This is a genomic window from Paraburkholderia phytofirmans OLGA172 (assembly GCF_001634365.1).
In the GTDB taxonomy this organism is placed as follows: domain Bacteria; phylum Pseudomonadota; class Gammaproteobacteria; order Burkholderiales; family Burkholderiaceae; genus Paraburkholderia.
Genome location: NZ_CP014578.1, coordinates 3,096,733 through 3,112,404, shown reverse-complemented (window position 1 = coordinate 3,112,404; position 15,672 = coordinate 3,096,733). Strand labels below are relative to the sequence as shown.

Below are 15,672 nucleotides of genomic sequence, written 5' to 3'. Positions count from 1 at the left end.
TGTTCGGTTTGACGGACAAGTGCCTTCGCGTTCCTGGTATTTATCCGCGCCGCCGATTTCCCTAAAATCCTCCCATCGAATGCAAATTCCGCGCCCCGCCGTTGCGGCTACGCGCGATGGGAGCCGTTATGCCAGCCTTGATTGCGAACCAGCTTTATCGGCCATCGGTGGTTCTGCCGATGGTCGCCCTCATGCAGGTGATGGTGTCGCAGGACTTCAACCTCGGCCAGGTTGGCTGGGTTGTCGCGACGCGCGGCGCGCAGGCCGCGCTGCAACGCTCGCGCGAATTCATCTGCGCCGCGCACTGCCGCGTCTGAACACAATCGGGCGCAATTCACACCCTATTCACACCGATCGGCCGGCGTCGTCCCCTGGACAGGGCGAAACGGGATCGCAAGCCGGGCACGGACGTCGCAGCGTGCAACAGAACCACCGAGAAAAGGGCGATAAAGGCAACGCGAGGCGCTGAGGGTAAGATGCTACGACCTGCATCCCAGCCTCGGGAGATCTGCCATGCCACAGCACTTCGACGCAGTCGTGATCGGCACGGGACAAGGCGGTGCGCCGCTCGCTGTCCGTCTTGGTCAAAGCGGCCGTAAAACTGCGGTTATCGAACGAGCTGCCTTCGGCGGGACTTGCGTGAATGTCGGCTGCACGCCGACCAAGTCTTATGTGGCCAGCGCCCGCACGGCCCACGTGGCGCGCCATGCCGCGGACCTGGGCGTGCAGGTGAGCGGGGCGGTCAGCGTCGATCTGGCTGCGGTCAAGGCGCGCAAGGACAGGATCATCGGCCAATCGCGCGACGGCGTCGAGAAATGGCTGCGCGAGGCGGCTAACGTCACCGTCTTCAACGGCCACGCGCGCTTCACCGGCGCGCATACGCTCGCCATCGGCGGCCCGGGCGGCGCGATGCCTGACGAACTCAGCGCCGACGAAATCTTCATCAATACCGGCACGCGCGCAAGCGTGCCGCCGCTCGACGGGCTCGAGCGCATTCGCTACTACACCAACTCCAATCTGCTCGACCTGACTGAATTGCCAGACCATCTGGCGATTGTCGGCGGCAGTTATATCGCACTTGAATTCGCGCAGGTTTTTCGCCGCTTCGGCAGCCGGGTGACGGTGCTGGTGCGCGGCGAGCGCGTGCTCACGCGCGAGGATGCCGACTTCGCCGGCTCCGTGCAGAAGGTGCTGGCACGCGAAGGGGTCGAGTTTGTCTTCGGCGTGCAGCCCTCGCGGGTCGAGCCGCATCCGCATCGAGACAGCGAGGTGTGCATCGGCTTTGCGCAGAACATTCCCGCGCTCGAAGCATCGCACCTGCTGTTCGCCACCGGCCGTGAACCGAATACCGACGACCTCGGCCTCGACGCCGCCGGCATCGCGACGGACCGGCACGGCACGATTCCCGTCGACGGCCAGTTGCGCACCAACGTGCCGGGCGTCTGGGCGATCGGCGACATCAACGGACGCGGCGCCTTTACCCATACTTCCTACGATGATTTCCAGATCGTCGTGGCCAATCTGCTCGACGGCGGCGCGCGCAGCGTCGACACGCGGATCATGACGTATGCGGTATTCGTCGACCCGCCGCTCGCGCGTGTCGGGCTCTCGGAGGCCGACGTGCGCAAGGCCGGCCGTGATGCGCTGATCGCCACCATGCCGATGACGCGGGTGGGCCGCGCCCGCGAACGCGGCGAGACCGACGGCTTCATGAAGGTGCTGGTGGACGCACGGAGCAAGCAGATTCTTGGCGCGGCGATCCATGGCATCGAAGGCGACGAGGCGCTGCACACGTTCATCGACATCATGACGGCCGGCGCGCCGTATCCGACCTTGCAGTACGCCATGCACATTCATCCGACCATCAGCGAACTGGTGCCGACCTTGCTCGATGGACTCAAGCCGATGAAATGAGCGGTGCGCTCAGTGACAAGCGGGGTGGCGAGCGCGCGATGGGCGAACATGCGCGGCGGACGCAGGTGACGAGGACAGCCGGAGTACAAGCGATGAAACGCGTGATCGGTAGCGGCAATCTCTTCGATCCCGGCGCGCCGGCGCGCCTTGGCGAGCAAGTCGATGCGCTCGTTGAAGAGGCCGGCGTGAGCATCGAGCGGATCGTCTCCAGAGGGCACGCAAGCCCGCCGGAGTTCTGGTACGACAGTCCGCGCGCCGAGTGGGTCGTGCTGCTGAGCGGCGCGGCGACGCTCGAATTCGAAGGCGAGCGTGAGCTGCATCCGATGAAGCCGGGCGACCACGTGCTGATCGAAGCGCATTGCCGGCATCGGGTGGCATGGACGAGCGACACGGAGCCGAGCGTGTGGTTGGCGGTTTACTACCCTGGGGCTCGCCGCTGACTGATCGCCAGACCCCGCCGGACGGGTGGATGGGCGATCACCGATAGCTGAGATCACGTCACCCTAACGGGATTACACTCAAACTGGCACGTATCCTGGAGCGAGATCATGACTGATGCCGACCCCAAAAGCACTTTTCGCGGTCTTCCGTTGACCCCGGAACAGGACGCGGAAGTCAGACACTACATAAAAAAGCAGAAGCAACAGGGCGTGGAGTGGGACACGCCGGAACTGGCGGCCATGCTTCGAGACATGCTGGAACCGCCGGGCGATGACGACGTTGAATTCGATCCCGTCTTCGACGAAACGAAAGCGGCCGCGGAGCGTGCGGCCGCTTCGATCGACGAGGCGATGGACCCGATTGAAGCGAGCGAAGAGCGAAACGCAGCCATGGAAATCGAGGCGATGAAGGGTCTGAGGCGTTGAGCCTACATCGCAGAACCACTGACGAGCGGCGCTTATCGGTCCGGCAGGGGCGGTCGCGAGTCCACGACGAATCAGGAAAACAACATGAGCATTAGCATCGTGCAGCTTGGGTCTCCGAGAGCGGCTGACGAAGGTCTGCGTATCGGTACTGTTCGGCGGCCGCCACGCGGCGTACCCCGGACGGAATTCGCGACCCGCGACTATTACGATGTGTGGCTGCCTAATCTGTCGCCTGATGCGGAGTTGGTGAAAGAAGCCAAGGCGGTCGCGAGCGACGCCGATTGGACCGCGTTCGCGAAGAAATTCCGCGCGGAGATGAATGGCGGCGATGCCAGCAAGGTGTTGGACCTGCTTGCCGCATTGTCGAAAACGACAAACTTTTCCGTCGGTTGCTACTGCGAGGACGAAAGCCGGTGCCATCGCAGCATTCTCCGTCAGTTGTTAAACGAGCGGGCTGCGCTGATCAGGTGAGGCGTGCATGCGCGGCCGGCGCAGGTTTTGACGCGTGAGCTTGCAGAACATCAGTCAGCGGAGTGAGGCCGTTTGGCCGATACTGACATCATGACTTCGCGCGCCCAGAGCTCCCCAGCCACCCGAATCGGTTTGATCTCCGACACGCACAACCTCGTGCGCCCCGAAGTCCTGCAGTACCTCGCGGGCTGCGACGCGATCATCCACGCGGGCGATATTTGCAATCAGGCGGTGCTCGATGCACTCGCACAGATCGCGCCGGTCACCGCTGTGCGCGGCAATAACGATATCGACGAGCCAGCCGCCTCGCTGCCGACGCACGTCAAGCTGACCGTGCAGCAGGTGACGATCCTCGTCGCGCATGACATCGCCGACGTGGGGGGCGATCCGCGCAGCGAGGGCATCGACGTGGTCGTGACGGGGCACTCGCACAAGCCCGCGATCAGCGAGCGCGACGGAGTGCTGTTCGTCAATCCAGGCAGCGCAGGGCCAAGGCGTTTCAAGTTGCCGATTTCCGCCGGTCTGCTGATCGTTGAAGGGGCGCACGCCAGCGCAACGTTCGATTCTCTGGTGACATAAAAAACGGGCCGGCAAATATCTGCCGGCCCGTTTTGGACATGCTCACGCTTATTGCTGTGGTTGGCTGCTGCCGCCCGTCATAGCGCTTGCAGGCGCTATGCGTACAACTTCAGCGGCTAGTTACTGCGCAACCCCGGCGCAACTCAGGATCAGGCACGCGCCGTAGCCGCGGCGGCGTAGCCTTCATCCATCTCCGCCGCTTCGCGCTCGCCGCGCAGCACCGCTTGCGCTTCCGCGCGCGTCGCCACGCACGGACCCGAGCCGAGCAGCGGCTTGCGGGCCGTTTCACGCAGTGCGAACACCGACACGATACCGATCAACGACGCGCCCATCAGGTAGTACGCGGGCATCATCAGATTGCCGGTGCTGTCGACCAGCCATGCCGTGACGAGCGGCGTCGTCCCGCCGAACAGCGACACCGAGATGTTGAAGCCGATCGCGAGCGCGCCGTAGCGGATCTTCGTCGGGAACAGCGCCGGCAGCGCCGACGGCATCACGCCGGTGAAGCACGACAGCAGCACGCCGAGAATCATCAGGCCGCCGAACACCGGCAGCACAGTGCCCATGCGAATCAGCAACAGCGCGGGAATCGACAGCGCGAACAGACCCACGCAACCGAACAGCATCACCGGCTTGCGCCCGATCGTGTCGGACAGGCGGCCGGCTGCCAGCGTCATCGGCATCATCAGCACCATCACGAGCAGCACGAGGAAGAGGCCGTGCGTTTCGTTGAAGTGCAGCGTGGCCGACAGATAGCTCGGCAGATACGAGAGCGCCATGTAATCGGTGACGTTGAAGATCAGCACGAGGCCGACGCACAGCAGAAGCGGCTTCCATTGCTGCATGAGCAACTCGCGGAAAGATTGCTTCGGCAGCGCTTTGTCTTCGGCTTCACGTTGCTCCGCCTGCTTCTTGAACGCGGGCGTTTCTTCGAGCTTCATCCGGATGTACAGACCGACCAGACCCAAAGGGCCCGCGATCAGGAACGGCACACGCCAGCCCCACGAGAGCAGCGCGTCGTTCGACAGCGTCGCCGTCAGGACCGCGACCGTACCCGCGCCGAGCACATAGCCGATCAATGTGCCGAACTCGAGGAAGCTGCCCATGAAGCCGCGGCGCTTGTCCGTCGAGAATTCAGCGATGAAGGTCGCGGCGCCGCCGTATTCGCCCCCCGTCGAGAAGCCTTGCACCAGGCGCGCGACCAGCAGCAACACCGGCGCGAAAATGCCGATTGTCGCGTAGCTCGGAATCAGGCCGATCGCGAAGGTGCCGATTGCCATCATGATCATGGTCATGGCCAGCACCCGCTGACGGCCGATGCGGTCGCCCAGCGGCCCGAACACCATGCCGCCGACCGGCCGCACGAGGAACGCCGCGGCAAACGTGCCGAAGGTGGCGATCAACTGCGCGGACGGGCTCGACGATGGGAAGAACACTTTGCCGAGCGTGACAGCGATGTAGCTGTACACGCCGAAATCGAACCATTCCATCGCGTTGCCGAGCGCCATGGCGCCGACGGCCCGCTTGAGGAGAGATTGGTCGACGACGGTGATGTCGTCGAGTGAGAGGCGTTGTTCTTCTTTGTGGTGTCGCCAGAAGCCGTTGCTGGAAGCGGTCAAGGTGAAAACTCCAATGACTGCGACGAAACTCATGAAAACGCGCATGAACGTTCCGCCACGGGTGCTGGGAAAGCGCAGTTTCGCGAGCAGAGCGATGGCGTCTCTCTCGCCCGAAGGCAATAGAAGGGGCGTGAAAAAGAAAATAAAACGCCCGTGCCTCGCGAATCATTCGCGAAAAAACACTCATCTAGATTGTGCTGACGGTTGCATCTGCGTGGCCGTGGAAGGGGGGGCAGATGCATGAGGACGCTGGGGTGGCTGGAAGCTGGCCCACGCGCCGCTGGAAGGCTCGAAACGAAAAAGGCCGGTGCGCATTCGCCGCTCACGGTGTGAGATCGAGCGGAGAAACGTCCGACAAGCCTTCTTGTATAAACTATTCAATCCGGCCTTTGGCACGCACTGCATGCCAAGTTTGAACTGAACGTGACTCGGGGTGAAATGCTGGCGAATTGCTGTTGGAACGATGCACATGGTAGCACGATGACAGAGGATCGTGCAAACCCGGGGTTCCGGGAACGGCCCGCGTGAGGCCCTCAACCCTTGCCGGGCGGGGGATTGAGCGGATTGCGGCGGTGTGGAAAGACGGCTTAAAAGTGGCCGGAAATGGACCGTTCGGTGAACCCGCCGGGCGGGAAAACGAGGCAAAAACGAGGCACGGGCGAGCCAAAAAACGAAGCCGGAACGCGTCCATCGGCGGCGTAAAAAGAACCGGGAAAGAGCGGAGGTTCACGCGAAAATCCGGGACATCGGGCGAAAAAAATCCGCGCACGCGGCGCGGATTTTCATGTCTGGCTCGAGTTCGCAGCCGCAAGCGCTTACTCGGCCGCCGGCGGCACGTAACCCTGCGCCGTATCCGCGCCTTCGCCGAAGAAGAACTTTTCGGTCTGCTTCATCAGATATTGACGTGCGCGCGGATCGGCCATGTTCAGGCGGTTTTCGTTGATCAGCATGGTTTGCTGCTTCAACCAGGCCTGCCAGGCTTCCTTCGAAATGCTTTCGTAGATCCGCTTGCCAAGTTCACCCGGCAGCGGCGGGAAATCGAGGCCTTCGGCTTCCTTGCCGAGCTTCGCGCATTGAACCATACGAGTCATGCTGTGCTTCTCCTTTGTCGACCGGAGTTAGTGCTTTAGCACTTACTCCGGTCCCATGAAAAAATAATTACCGTGGCGGGCAGTCGCTTTATATGGGGGCGCTCAGAGCTGTTTCATCAGCACGAGCGACTTGCGCTGCCAGTTATAGAGTCGGCGGCGGTCTTCCGGCAGGTCGTCGACCGTGACCTTGACGAAGCCGCGCTTCAAGAACCAGTGTTCGGTGCGCGTGGTGAGCACGAAAATCCGCGTGAGGCCGCGCGCCCGGGCGCGTTGTTCGATGCGCTTGAGCAGGCGCTCGCCGTCGCCGGTGCCTTGCGCTTCGGGCGCGACCGTGAGGCACGCCATTTCGCCGATGCGCTCCTGCGGATACGGATACAGCGCCGCACAGCCGAACAGCACGCCATCGTGCTCGATCACCGAGAAATGGTCGATGTCGCGTTCGATCTGATGGCGGCCGCGCCGCACCAGCGTGCCGTCGGATTCGAGCGGTTCGATCAGCGAGAGAATGCCGCCGACGTCGTCCGGCGTCGCTTCGCGCAGGCTTTCGAGGTTCTCGTACGAGATCATCGTGCCCACGCCGTCGTGCAGGAACAGTTCGAGCAGCAGGCTGCCGTCGAGCGCGTAGGGGATGATGTGCGCCCGCGCCACGCCGCCGCGGCAGGCGCGGATCGAATGCTTCAGATAGAAACCCGCGTCGCCGGTGACTTCGCCGCTTTCATGCAGCTTGTAGGCGTCGTCGAGCGACAGTTCGCGAATCAGTTCCGGCCCGTCTTCACCGGTCTCCATCAGGCCCGGCGTCTCGGTCAGGAACACGATTTTGTCGGCGCGCAGTGCGATGGCCGCCGCCGAGGCGACGTCTTCCATCGACAGATTGAAGGCCTCGCCGGTGGGCGAGAAGCCGAGCGGCGACAGCAGCACCAGCTTGCGGCTTGCGAGCGAATGGCGGATCGAATCCGCGTCGATCTTGCGCACCACGCCGGTGTGGGCGAAATCGACGCCGTCCAGAATGCCGACCGGGCGCGCCGTCACAAAGTTGCCCGACACCACGCTGATGTGCGCGTGCGCCATCGGCGTGTTCGGCAAGCCCTGGCTGATCGCCGCCTCGATATCCAGCCGCACTTCGCCGGCCGCTTCTTTCGCGGACTCCAACGCGCGCGCGTCGGTAATGCGCATGCCGTGCGAGAACTCGGATTCCACGCCGTGCAGGCTCATCTGCTCTTCGACCTGCGGCCGCGAGCCGTGCACCAGCACGATCTGGATGCCCATGGCCTGCAGCAGCGCGATATCGGACACGAGCGCATTCAGGAGCCCCTGATGCACCACCTCGCCGCCGAAACCGACGACGAACGTCTTGTTACGGAACGCATGGATGTAAGGGGCGACTGAACGCATCCAGTCGACAAATTGCGCGTGCTGGGCGAGGCCTTCCGTTGCGCCGGCGGGGGCCGGAACGCTCGCGGGCGCGGGGACGAGGTCGGTTTGGGAATTCATGCCGGGGATTATAATGCGCCCCCATGTCGAATGTACCCAAAAGTCCCGCTACGGCGAACGAGAATGCGGCGCCGGCCGCCGATCAGGCGAACGCCGGCGACGCGCAGCGCCGCAATGCGCAGGACGCTAACCGCAACACGCCACCGGCCGCGCGTGAGTCCCTGCGCTCCGCGGATGACGCGCGCGTGTCCGCACAGAAAAAAAACCAGCCACAGGGCGCGCGCCGCGAAGCGGGCGCGCAGGCGCCGAAAGCTGCGCATGAAGGGCGGAAGCCCACCCCACAGGGCGACGCTGCGCGCAGCCAGCCGACTTCCGGCGGCGTGGAGAAGCCCGCGCGCCGCGACGATGGACGCGGGCAGAGCGCGCTTCACGGCCAACGCCAGCAGCAGGGCGATGAACGGCGCGCGCAGTCCGAAAACACGCGGGCTCCAAATCAGCCGAAGCGTGGCGACGGACGTGCCAATCAGCAAAGCGGTGCACCCGCGCAAAAATCGCCGCAAGCAGGCGATGCTCAAAACGGCCAGCCCCGTCGCGAGCCCCGTTCGCCGCGCGTTCAGCGCGTCGTCGAGCCAAATCCGATTCCGCCGATTACTTTCCCTGAAGCGCTGCCGGTCTCGGGCCGCCGCGAGGAGATTGCGCGCGCCATCTCGCAGAATCAGGTCGTGATCGTCTGCGGCGAGACTGGCTCCGGTAAAACGACCCAGCTGCCGAAAATCTGCCTCGAACTCGGGCGCGGTCTCGGCGCGGGCGGCACCGGCCTGATCGGCCACACGCAGCCGCGCCGGATTGCGGCATCGGCGACGGGCCGCCGGATCGCCGAAGAACTCGGCACGCCGTTCGGCGAAGTGGTCGGCTACAAGGTGCGGTTTACCGACAATCTTTCGCCGGGCGCGTCGGTCAAGTTGATGACCGACGGCATTCTGCTCGCCGAAACGCAGACCGATCCGCTGCTCAAAGCCTACGACACGCTGATCATCGACGAAGCGCACGAGCGCAGCCTGAACATCGATTTTCTGCTGGGTTATCTGAAAGAAATCCTCGTCAAGCGCCCCGATCTGAAGCTGATCGTGACCTCGGCGACGATCGACGCGGATCGCTTCGCACGCCATTTCGGCAGCGACGACAAACCCGCGCCGGTGATCGAAGTGAGCGGGCGTCTCTATCCGGTCGAGGTGCGCTATCGGCCGGTCGCGGAGGACAGCCCGGCAGTGAAGGCGGCGGAGGGGTCTTCCGCATCGTCTTCGCGTGAAAGGCCGAAGACCCAGCGCGAAACGGATCGCGATCTGATGGAAGCGATCGTCGACGCAGTCGACGAACTGTGCCGCGAAGGCCCCGGCGACGTGCTGGTGTTCCTGCCCGGCGAGCGCGAGATTCGCGATGCCGCCGAAGCGCTGCGCAAGCACCATCCGCCGCATACGGAAATTTTGCCGCTGTTCGCGCGTTTGTCCGCGGCCGAACAGGAACGCGTGTTCCGCACCTCGAACGCGCGCCGCATCGTGCTCGCGACCAACGTCGCCGAAACCTCGCTGACCGTGCCGGGAATTCGCTATGTGGTCGATACGGGCTTGGCGCGCGTGAAGCGCTACTCGTATCGCAACAAGGTCGAGCAGTTGCAGGTCGAGTCGATCTCGCAGGCCGCCGCCAATCAGCGGGCAGGGCGCTGCGGCCGCGTCGCCGATGGCGTGTGTATCCGTTTGTATGAGGAAAGCGACTACCAGGGCCGCGTGCGCTTCACCGATCCGGAGATTTTGCGTTCGTCGCTGGCGTCGGTGATTTTGCGCATGAAGTCGCTGCATCTGACGGCGATCGAAACCTTCCCGTTCATCGAGCCGCCGCCGGGCCGCGCCATCGCCGACGGTTATCAATTGCTCAACGAACTGGGCGCCGTTGACGACGACAACCAGCTCACGCCGCTCGGCCGCGAACTCGCGCGCTTGCCGCTCGATCCGCGCGTCGGCCGGATGATTCTTGCCGCGCGCGATCAGCAGGCGTTGAAGGAAGTGCTGATCATTGCCAGCGCATTGTCGGTGCAGGACCCGCGCGACCGGCCGATCGAAGCGCAGGAGCAGGCCGACCAGGCGCATCGCCGGTTCGCCGACGAGCGTTCCGAGTTCCTGCAATGGCTGAAGATCTGGAACTGGTTCGAAGAAGCGATCGCGCACAAGAAGTCGAACCGGCAATTGCAGGACGAGTGCCGCAAAAACTTCCTGTCGCAACTGCGCCTGCGCGAATGGCGCGACGTGCACTCGCAACTGCTGACGGTGGTGCGCGAACACGGCTGGCGTCTGAACGAGGCCGAGGCGACCTTCGAGCAGATTCACCTCGCGTTGTTGACTGGCCTGCTCGGCAACATCGGCCTGAAAGCCGACGACGAACCGTATTTCCTCGGCGCGCGCAGCATCAAGTTCTACCTCTGGCCTGGCTCGGCGCTGGTGAAGAAGGCCGGGAAGTGGGTGATGGCCGCGGAACTGGTCGAGACGAGCCGTCTTTACGCACGCTGCATCGCGAAGATCGAGCCGGAATGGATCGAGAAGATCGGCGAGCATTTGCTGAAAAAGTCGTTGTCCGAGCCGCATTGGGAAAAGCGCGCGGCGCAGGTGTCGGCGTTCGAGCGCGCGATGCTGTACGGCTTGCCGATCTATCACCGGCGCCGCGTGAGCTTTGGCAAACAGGACCCGGCGCGGGCGCGCGAGCTGTTCATTCGCGGCGCGTTGGTGGAAGGCGAATTCGATACGAAGCTCGCGTTCTTCGCGCACAACCGCAAGCTGCTCGCCGATATCGAGCAACTGGAACACAAGTCGCGCCGCCAGGACGTGCTGGTCGACGACGAGCTGATTTTCGGCTTTTACGATCAGGCGTTGCCGCAAGGTATTTACACTGGTGCGTCGTTCGAGCGCTGGTATCGCGACGAAGTGAAAAAGAGCGGTCAGCCGGAAGAGAAGCTGCGTCTGTTGTATCTGTCGCGTGACGATCTGATGCGGCACGAAGCAGCCGGCGTCACGACCGACCTGTTCCCGAAGCGGATGACGATGGCGGGCGTCGAGATGGCGCTCACGTATCACTTCGAGCCCGGTTCCCCGCGTGACGGCGTGACGCTTGCGGTGCCGCTGTATGCGTTGAATCAGGTCGACGCGCGACGCTGCGAATGGCTCGTGCCCGGCATGCTGAAAGAGAAAACGCAACTTTTGCTGAAATCGTTGCCGCAGAAGTTGCGGCGCCATTGCGTGCCGCTGCCCGAGTTCGCGGCGGGTTTCGTCGAGCGGCAGGGTGGTCCGCGCTTCGGCGCGGGCGGGTTGCTCGAATCGCTGATTGCGGACATTCGCGAGCAGACCCAGGTCGCGATGAAGCAATCGGACTTCAAACTCGAGACGCTGACGCCGCATCTGTTCATGAACTTCAAGGTCATCGACGAGCATGGCCGGCAGCTCGCGATGGGCCGCAACCTGTCGCAGCTGCGCGCTGAACTCGGCGGCCAGGCGCAGCAGCATTTTCAGAAGATTGCGTCCGGTGCGGCCGGGGCGGCGTTGGCGGATGCGGGCGGCGGTGGCGGCGTGGCCGCGGGCGCGCAAGCGAGCGGAACATCCGGCGCGGCGAGCGGTGCGGCGTCGCGAGGCAAGGGTGCGGCTGCGCCCGGTCCGCTTGCCGCGGCGCAAGACGGCGCGCAAGGCACCGCACTGTACGAAAAGCTGACGACATGGAATTTCGGCAAGCTCCCCGAGTTGCTCGAAATTCGCCGTGGCGGGCAGACGTTGTTCGGCTATCCGGCGCTGGTGGATCGCGGCACGCATTGCGACGTCGAGGTATTCGATTCACCGGACGAAGCCGCGCGTATCCATCGCGCGGGGTTGCGCCGGTTGTTCGCGTTGCAGCTGAAGGAGCCGATCAAGTATCTGGAGAAGAATCTGCCGGGTCTGCGTGAAATGGCCATGCAGTTCATGCCGCGCGGGACCCAGGAGGAACTGCGCGATCAACTGATCGACACCGCGCTCGACCGCGCCTGCCTGCAAGACCCGCTGCCGGCCGATGACGTCAGTTTCCATACGCGTCGCGACGAAGGGCGCAGCCGGCTGACGTTGTTGGCCCAGGAAATCGCCCGGCTGGTGGGGCAGATTCTCAGCGAATACGCGACGGTGACGAAAAAGCTGGCGCAGGCGAAGGCGTTCGCCGCTGCGCATGCGGACATGCAGAATCAACTCGATCAGCTGATCGGCAAACGCTTCGTGGTCGATACGCCCTATACGCAGCTGGCGCATTTTCCGCGCTATCTGAAGGGGATTGCGTTGCGCATCGACAAGCTGAAGGCGGACTCCGCACGCGACGCACGGCAGTTCGCCGAATTCCATCCGCTGTTGCAGAACTACCAGCGTGCGCTCGCGCAACGTGGTGGCGTGCTGGACACGCGCCTGTCGGAATTCCGCTGGTTGCTCGAGGAGCTGCGCATTTCGCTGTTCGCGCAGGAGTTGCGTACGCCCATGCCGGTATCGGTGAAGCGTCTCTACAAGGTCTGGGAATCGATGCAGCGCTGAGCGGCGGGTGGTTGGGGCGCTGCAGGTGCCCGCGCCGCTCGCGTAGTGTTAGCCGATGTGGTTCTTCACATGGCGTCGCGCAAAAAAAACGCGCGACGCCATTCCTTTTGAGAATGACGCCACGCGCAAAGGGCGCGAGCGCTTCCGGGCTCACGCCTGCTCGCTGCTGGTACAGCAACGCGATTGACTTCGATGTGACTGGCTCGGATCGAGCCGGTCACGCTTCTTGCCGAAGTCTTACCAGTGCATGCCTGCGCCGACCGACGCGCCGAACTGACCGCGTGAGTCGGTCGTGCCTTGCACCTTGTAGACCCACTTGCCGGTTTCCGACAGCTGCGACACGCCGATGGCCATTGCCGACTGGCCGCCATACGTGCCGCCCGCAATCGCCACCATGCCGTGACCCGGCAAGACCGCTTGCGGCAAGCCGGCTGCCGCCAGCGCCGATGCCGTGCCGCCGTACGAATCGCGACGGGCCGAGCGGATCTTGTCGTCGGTGTAGCTGTTAGCCTGGCCGACTGCGCCGCTCATGCTCTGCTGCAACTGATTGACGTTGACCGCGTCCGTGCCTTGCACGCCGGCTGCGACGTTGGTGATCTGACGCTCCTGACCTGCCGCGCCGACTGATACGGTGTTCGCGCGATCCGCGACCGAGCCTTGACCCAATGCCACCGAGTTGTCGGCGCTGGCGTTTGCCGCAGCACCGAGCGCGGTAGCGTTGTTGCCGCTTGCGATCGAATTCGCGCCCATGGCGATTGCGTTCGTGCCGGTGGCATTGGCGTTGGCGCCCATGGCGACCGAATGCGTGCCCGATGCCTGCGCAGCTTCCGTGTCGGTGTTGCCGTCGGCGCTGAAGAACGGCACGTTCGGATTCACGGTGATGTTCTGGACAGCGCTGCTGATTGCCGCGTTCAGTTGGCCGAGGTTGACGGCGTCGGTCGAATCCACGCCTTCGCCGACGTTGTGGATGACCGTGCCACCACTGGCTGCATCGCCGCCGAGCGTCACGCTGTTCTTGTTGACGCTGCCGTCGGCGTTGGTGTCGTACATGACGGCGCCGTCGAGCTTGGCGGCGGTCTGCGCGCTGGCCTCTTTCAACTGGGCGACGTTGACCGCATCAGTGTCGGCGGTGCCGGCGGCGACGTTGGTGATCTGGCGCTCGCTATTGACGGAACCCACCGAAACGGTATTGGCGCGATCGGCAATCGAGCCTTGGCCGAGCGCGACGGCGTTATCTGCGGTAACGGCGGCCATGTTGCCCAGCGCAGTCGCGTTCGTGGCGAGGGCTTGCGCGCTTGCGCCGATCGCGGTGGCGCCTGCGATGTTCTCGCCACCTGTCGACAGCGGATCGTGGCCGGCGACTGCCTTCGCGCCGATGGCCACCGATCCGTCGCCGTTTGCCTCGGCCTGATTGCCGATGGCGACGCTGTTGTCGCCGCTGGCATACGCAGCATTGCCGCCGGCAAAGGCGTTCGTGCCGGAGGCGCTGGCGGCGGGACCCATCGCGACGGCGCGAAGACCGGTCGCGGCTGCGTCGTCGGTGCCGTCGTTGGCGCCGTTGGCCTGGAAGTAGCGCATCTCGCCGGCCGTCGCTGCGGTGATGGCGGCTTGCAACTGGCGCACGTTGACGGCGTCGGTGCCCGCGGTGCCGTCTGCGACGTTGGTGATCTGGCGTTGCATTGCGCTCGATCCAACGGACACCGCATTTGTCCGATCGGCCACTGAGTCTTGGCCTAGCGCCACGCTGTTGTCGCTATTTGCGGCGGCATTCGCGCCGAGCGCCACGCTGCCTGCGCCGAACGCATATGCGTTGGTGCCGAACGCGCCGGCCTGCGATCCGATTGCCTGAGAATCGGCCCCCATCGCGACAGAGTTCTCGCTTTGCGCCCACGACCCAGCGCCGACGGCGACGGCGCCAGCCGCCGATGCAATGCCCTGGTAGCCGATTGCAACCGAATTCACGCCGTTCGCTTGCGCGTTGTAGCCCACGGCCGAAGCGCCGGATGCTGTTGCGTGGGCGTCGCCCGGCGTCAGGGTGCTGTCGTTCGTGCGGACGTATTTGACGCCGCTACCGTTTTCCTGGATGTAGTTGCTGCTGGTGTCGCCAGCGATAGAGTAGAGTTGCGCGCCATTCACAGCGTCGGTGCTGGTGGCGGAAACCGTGCCTTGATGCACGTTCGTTATCGTTGTGCCGCCGGTTACGCCGCCGTCCGTTGATGCCGGACCGGCGAGCGTCACGCTGCTCTTGTCGGCAGGCGTTGTGTCGTACTGGACGCTATTTGCCGTGGCCGTTGCGATTTTGTTGTCGACGGCTTTGAGTTGGCTCACGTTGACGGCGTCGGTGTCCGCTGCGCCAGCGGCGACGTTGGTCAGGCGCCGTTCATTGCTCGCCGAGCCGACCGACACCTCGCCATGAGCCGTAAGGCCAGCGATGTCTGAATCGGCGGCGCCGAATTTTTCGCCCGATGCGGTTAGGTCGGCAGTCGTGGTGGACTTTGCGCCTAATGCAACGCTATTGACTGCGGTCGCCGTAGCGGCCGAACCTATGGCGACGCTGTCGGTAGCGGTCTTTGTAACGAATGCGTTCTCGCCAAACGCGACGCTGTTGGCTGCCGCGGCTTTACTCTGGAACCCGACTGCCACCGAACTGGCTCCGGTCGCTGCAGTGTTAGTGCCGAGCGCAATGGTTTCGCTGTTCAACGCACGAGCTGAGTTGCCAATCGCTATCGAATCGAGGGCGGCGGCTGTGGCTGTAGGGCCGGCGGCGATGGAGTTCATGCCATCGACCGCAAGGGCGTCGTCTGACCCATCGGCTAGTCCGCTGACGCTGAAATAATGATTGGCCGACGCCGGATCCGCGTAGGCAGCCGAAACGCTCCCCACCAACGCCGCCCCCGCCAGCACGACTTGCGCCATAGCCAGCTTCCGCGACGTCCCGCGTTTCGTCTTCGACCGAGTCGTTTCCGACGTAGCCACCCACGTGCCCGTCGCTTCACACCAAACCGATTTGTAGATCTTGTTCATTTTTTTCAGAAACTCCGCGGTTATTGCGTGCGTGGACTGCACGTGAAAGCGCGGCGACTCGAATCAGGCGTCATCGCCCTGGTATTTCGCG

Annotated in this window: 11 protein-coding genes; 7 read left to right on the top strand and 4 right to left on the bottom strand. The window is 63.9% G+C overall.

Translation table 11 applies throughout. The annotated features are described in order from the left end of the window. Positions 1–128 precede the first annotated feature (128 nt). The 6 genes from AYM40_RS13595 to AYM40_RS13570 all read left to right on the top strand — a co-directional run bounded on the left by AYM40_RS13595 (position 129) and on the right by AYM40_RS13570 (position 3,830). On the top strand, positions 129–317 hold the full coding sequence (locus AYM40_RS13595; protein ID WP_063496669.1) for a hypothetical protein: 189 nt from the start codon (positions 129–131) through the stop codon (positions 315–317). 196 nt (positions 318–513) lie between these two features. Next, positions 514–1,914: an FAD-containing oxidoreductase gene (locus tag AYM40_RS13590; RefSeq protein ID WP_063496668.1), complete on the top strand. Its 1,401-nt coding sequence runs from the start codon at positions 514–516 to the stop codon at positions 1,912–1,914. A 92-nt stretch (positions 1,915–2,006) separates the two neighbouring features. After that, entirely contained in the window at positions 2,007–2,354 is a 348-nt protein-coding gene (locus AYM40_RS13585) for a cupin domain-containing protein (RefSeq protein ID WP_063498007.1), read from the top strand. Positions 2,355–2,462: 108 nt separating this feature from the next. Beyond that, complete coding sequence (locus tag AYM40_RS13580) at positions 2,463–2,780, top strand: hypothetical protein (RefSeq protein WP_063496667.1); 318 nt, start codon at positions 2,463–2,465, stop codon at positions 2,778–2,780. Between the two features lie 84 nt (positions 2,781–2,864). Further along, the gene (locus tag AYM40_RS13575) at positions 2,865–3,251 is read left to right on the top strand and encodes a DUF488 domain-containing protein (protein WP_063496666.1); all 387 of its coding nucleotides are present in this window, start codon (positions 2,865–2,867) and stop codon (positions 3,249–3,251) included. A gap of 90 nt (positions 3,252–3,341) precedes the next feature. Then, positions 3,342–3,830, top strand: coding sequence for a metallophosphoesterase family protein (locus AYM40_RS13570; protein WP_063498006.1), 489 nt, complete (start codon positions 3,342–3,344; stop codon positions 3,828–3,830). 149 nt (positions 3,831–3,979) lie between these two features. Here the strand turns inward: AYM40_RS13570 and proP are convergent, their stop codons facing one another. The 3 genes from proP to argA form a co-directional block, all read right to left on the bottom strand. After that, a complete protein-coding gene (gene proP, locus AYM40_RS13565; RefSeq protein ID WP_236720845.1) occupies positions 3,980–5,482 on the bottom strand; it encodes a glycine betaine/L-proline transporter ProP in 1,503 nt (500 codons plus the stop codon). Between the two features lie 782 nt (positions 5,483–6,264). After that, positions 6,265–6,540 carry an oxidative damage protection protein gene (locus AYM40_RS13560; RefSeq protein ID WP_082855080.1) on the bottom strand — a complete coding sequence of 92 codons (276 nt, stop codon included), beginning with the start codon at positions 6,538–6,540 and terminating at the stop codon, positions 6,265–6,267. Between the two features lie 102 nt (positions 6,541–6,642). Continuing rightward, a complete protein-coding gene (gene argA / locus AYM40_RS13555; RefSeq protein WP_063496664.1) occupies positions 6,643–8,031 on the bottom strand; it encodes an amino-acid N-acetyltransferase in 1,389 nt (462 codons plus the stop codon). A 23-nt stretch (positions 8,032–8,054) separates the two neighbouring features. On the opposite strand from argA, the gene hrpA reads away from it, so the two are divergent. Beyond that, positions 8,055–12,557 (top strand): ATP-dependent RNA helicase HrpA, encoded by a 4,503-nt coding sequence (gene hrpA / locus AYM40_RS13550; protein WP_063496663.1) that lies wholly within the window; start codon positions 8,055–8,057, stop codon positions 12,555–12,557. Positions 12,558–12,794: 237 nt separating this feature from the next. Here the strand turns inward: hrpA and AYM40_RS13545 are convergent, their stop codons facing one another. After that, the gene (locus AYM40_RS13545) at positions 12,795–15,581 is read right to left on the bottom strand and encodes a YadA-like family protein (RefSeq protein WP_063496662.1); all 2,787 of its coding nucleotides are present in this window, start codon (positions 15,579–15,581) and stop codon (positions 12,795–12,797) included. Positions 15,582–15,672 lie beyond the last annotated feature (91 nt).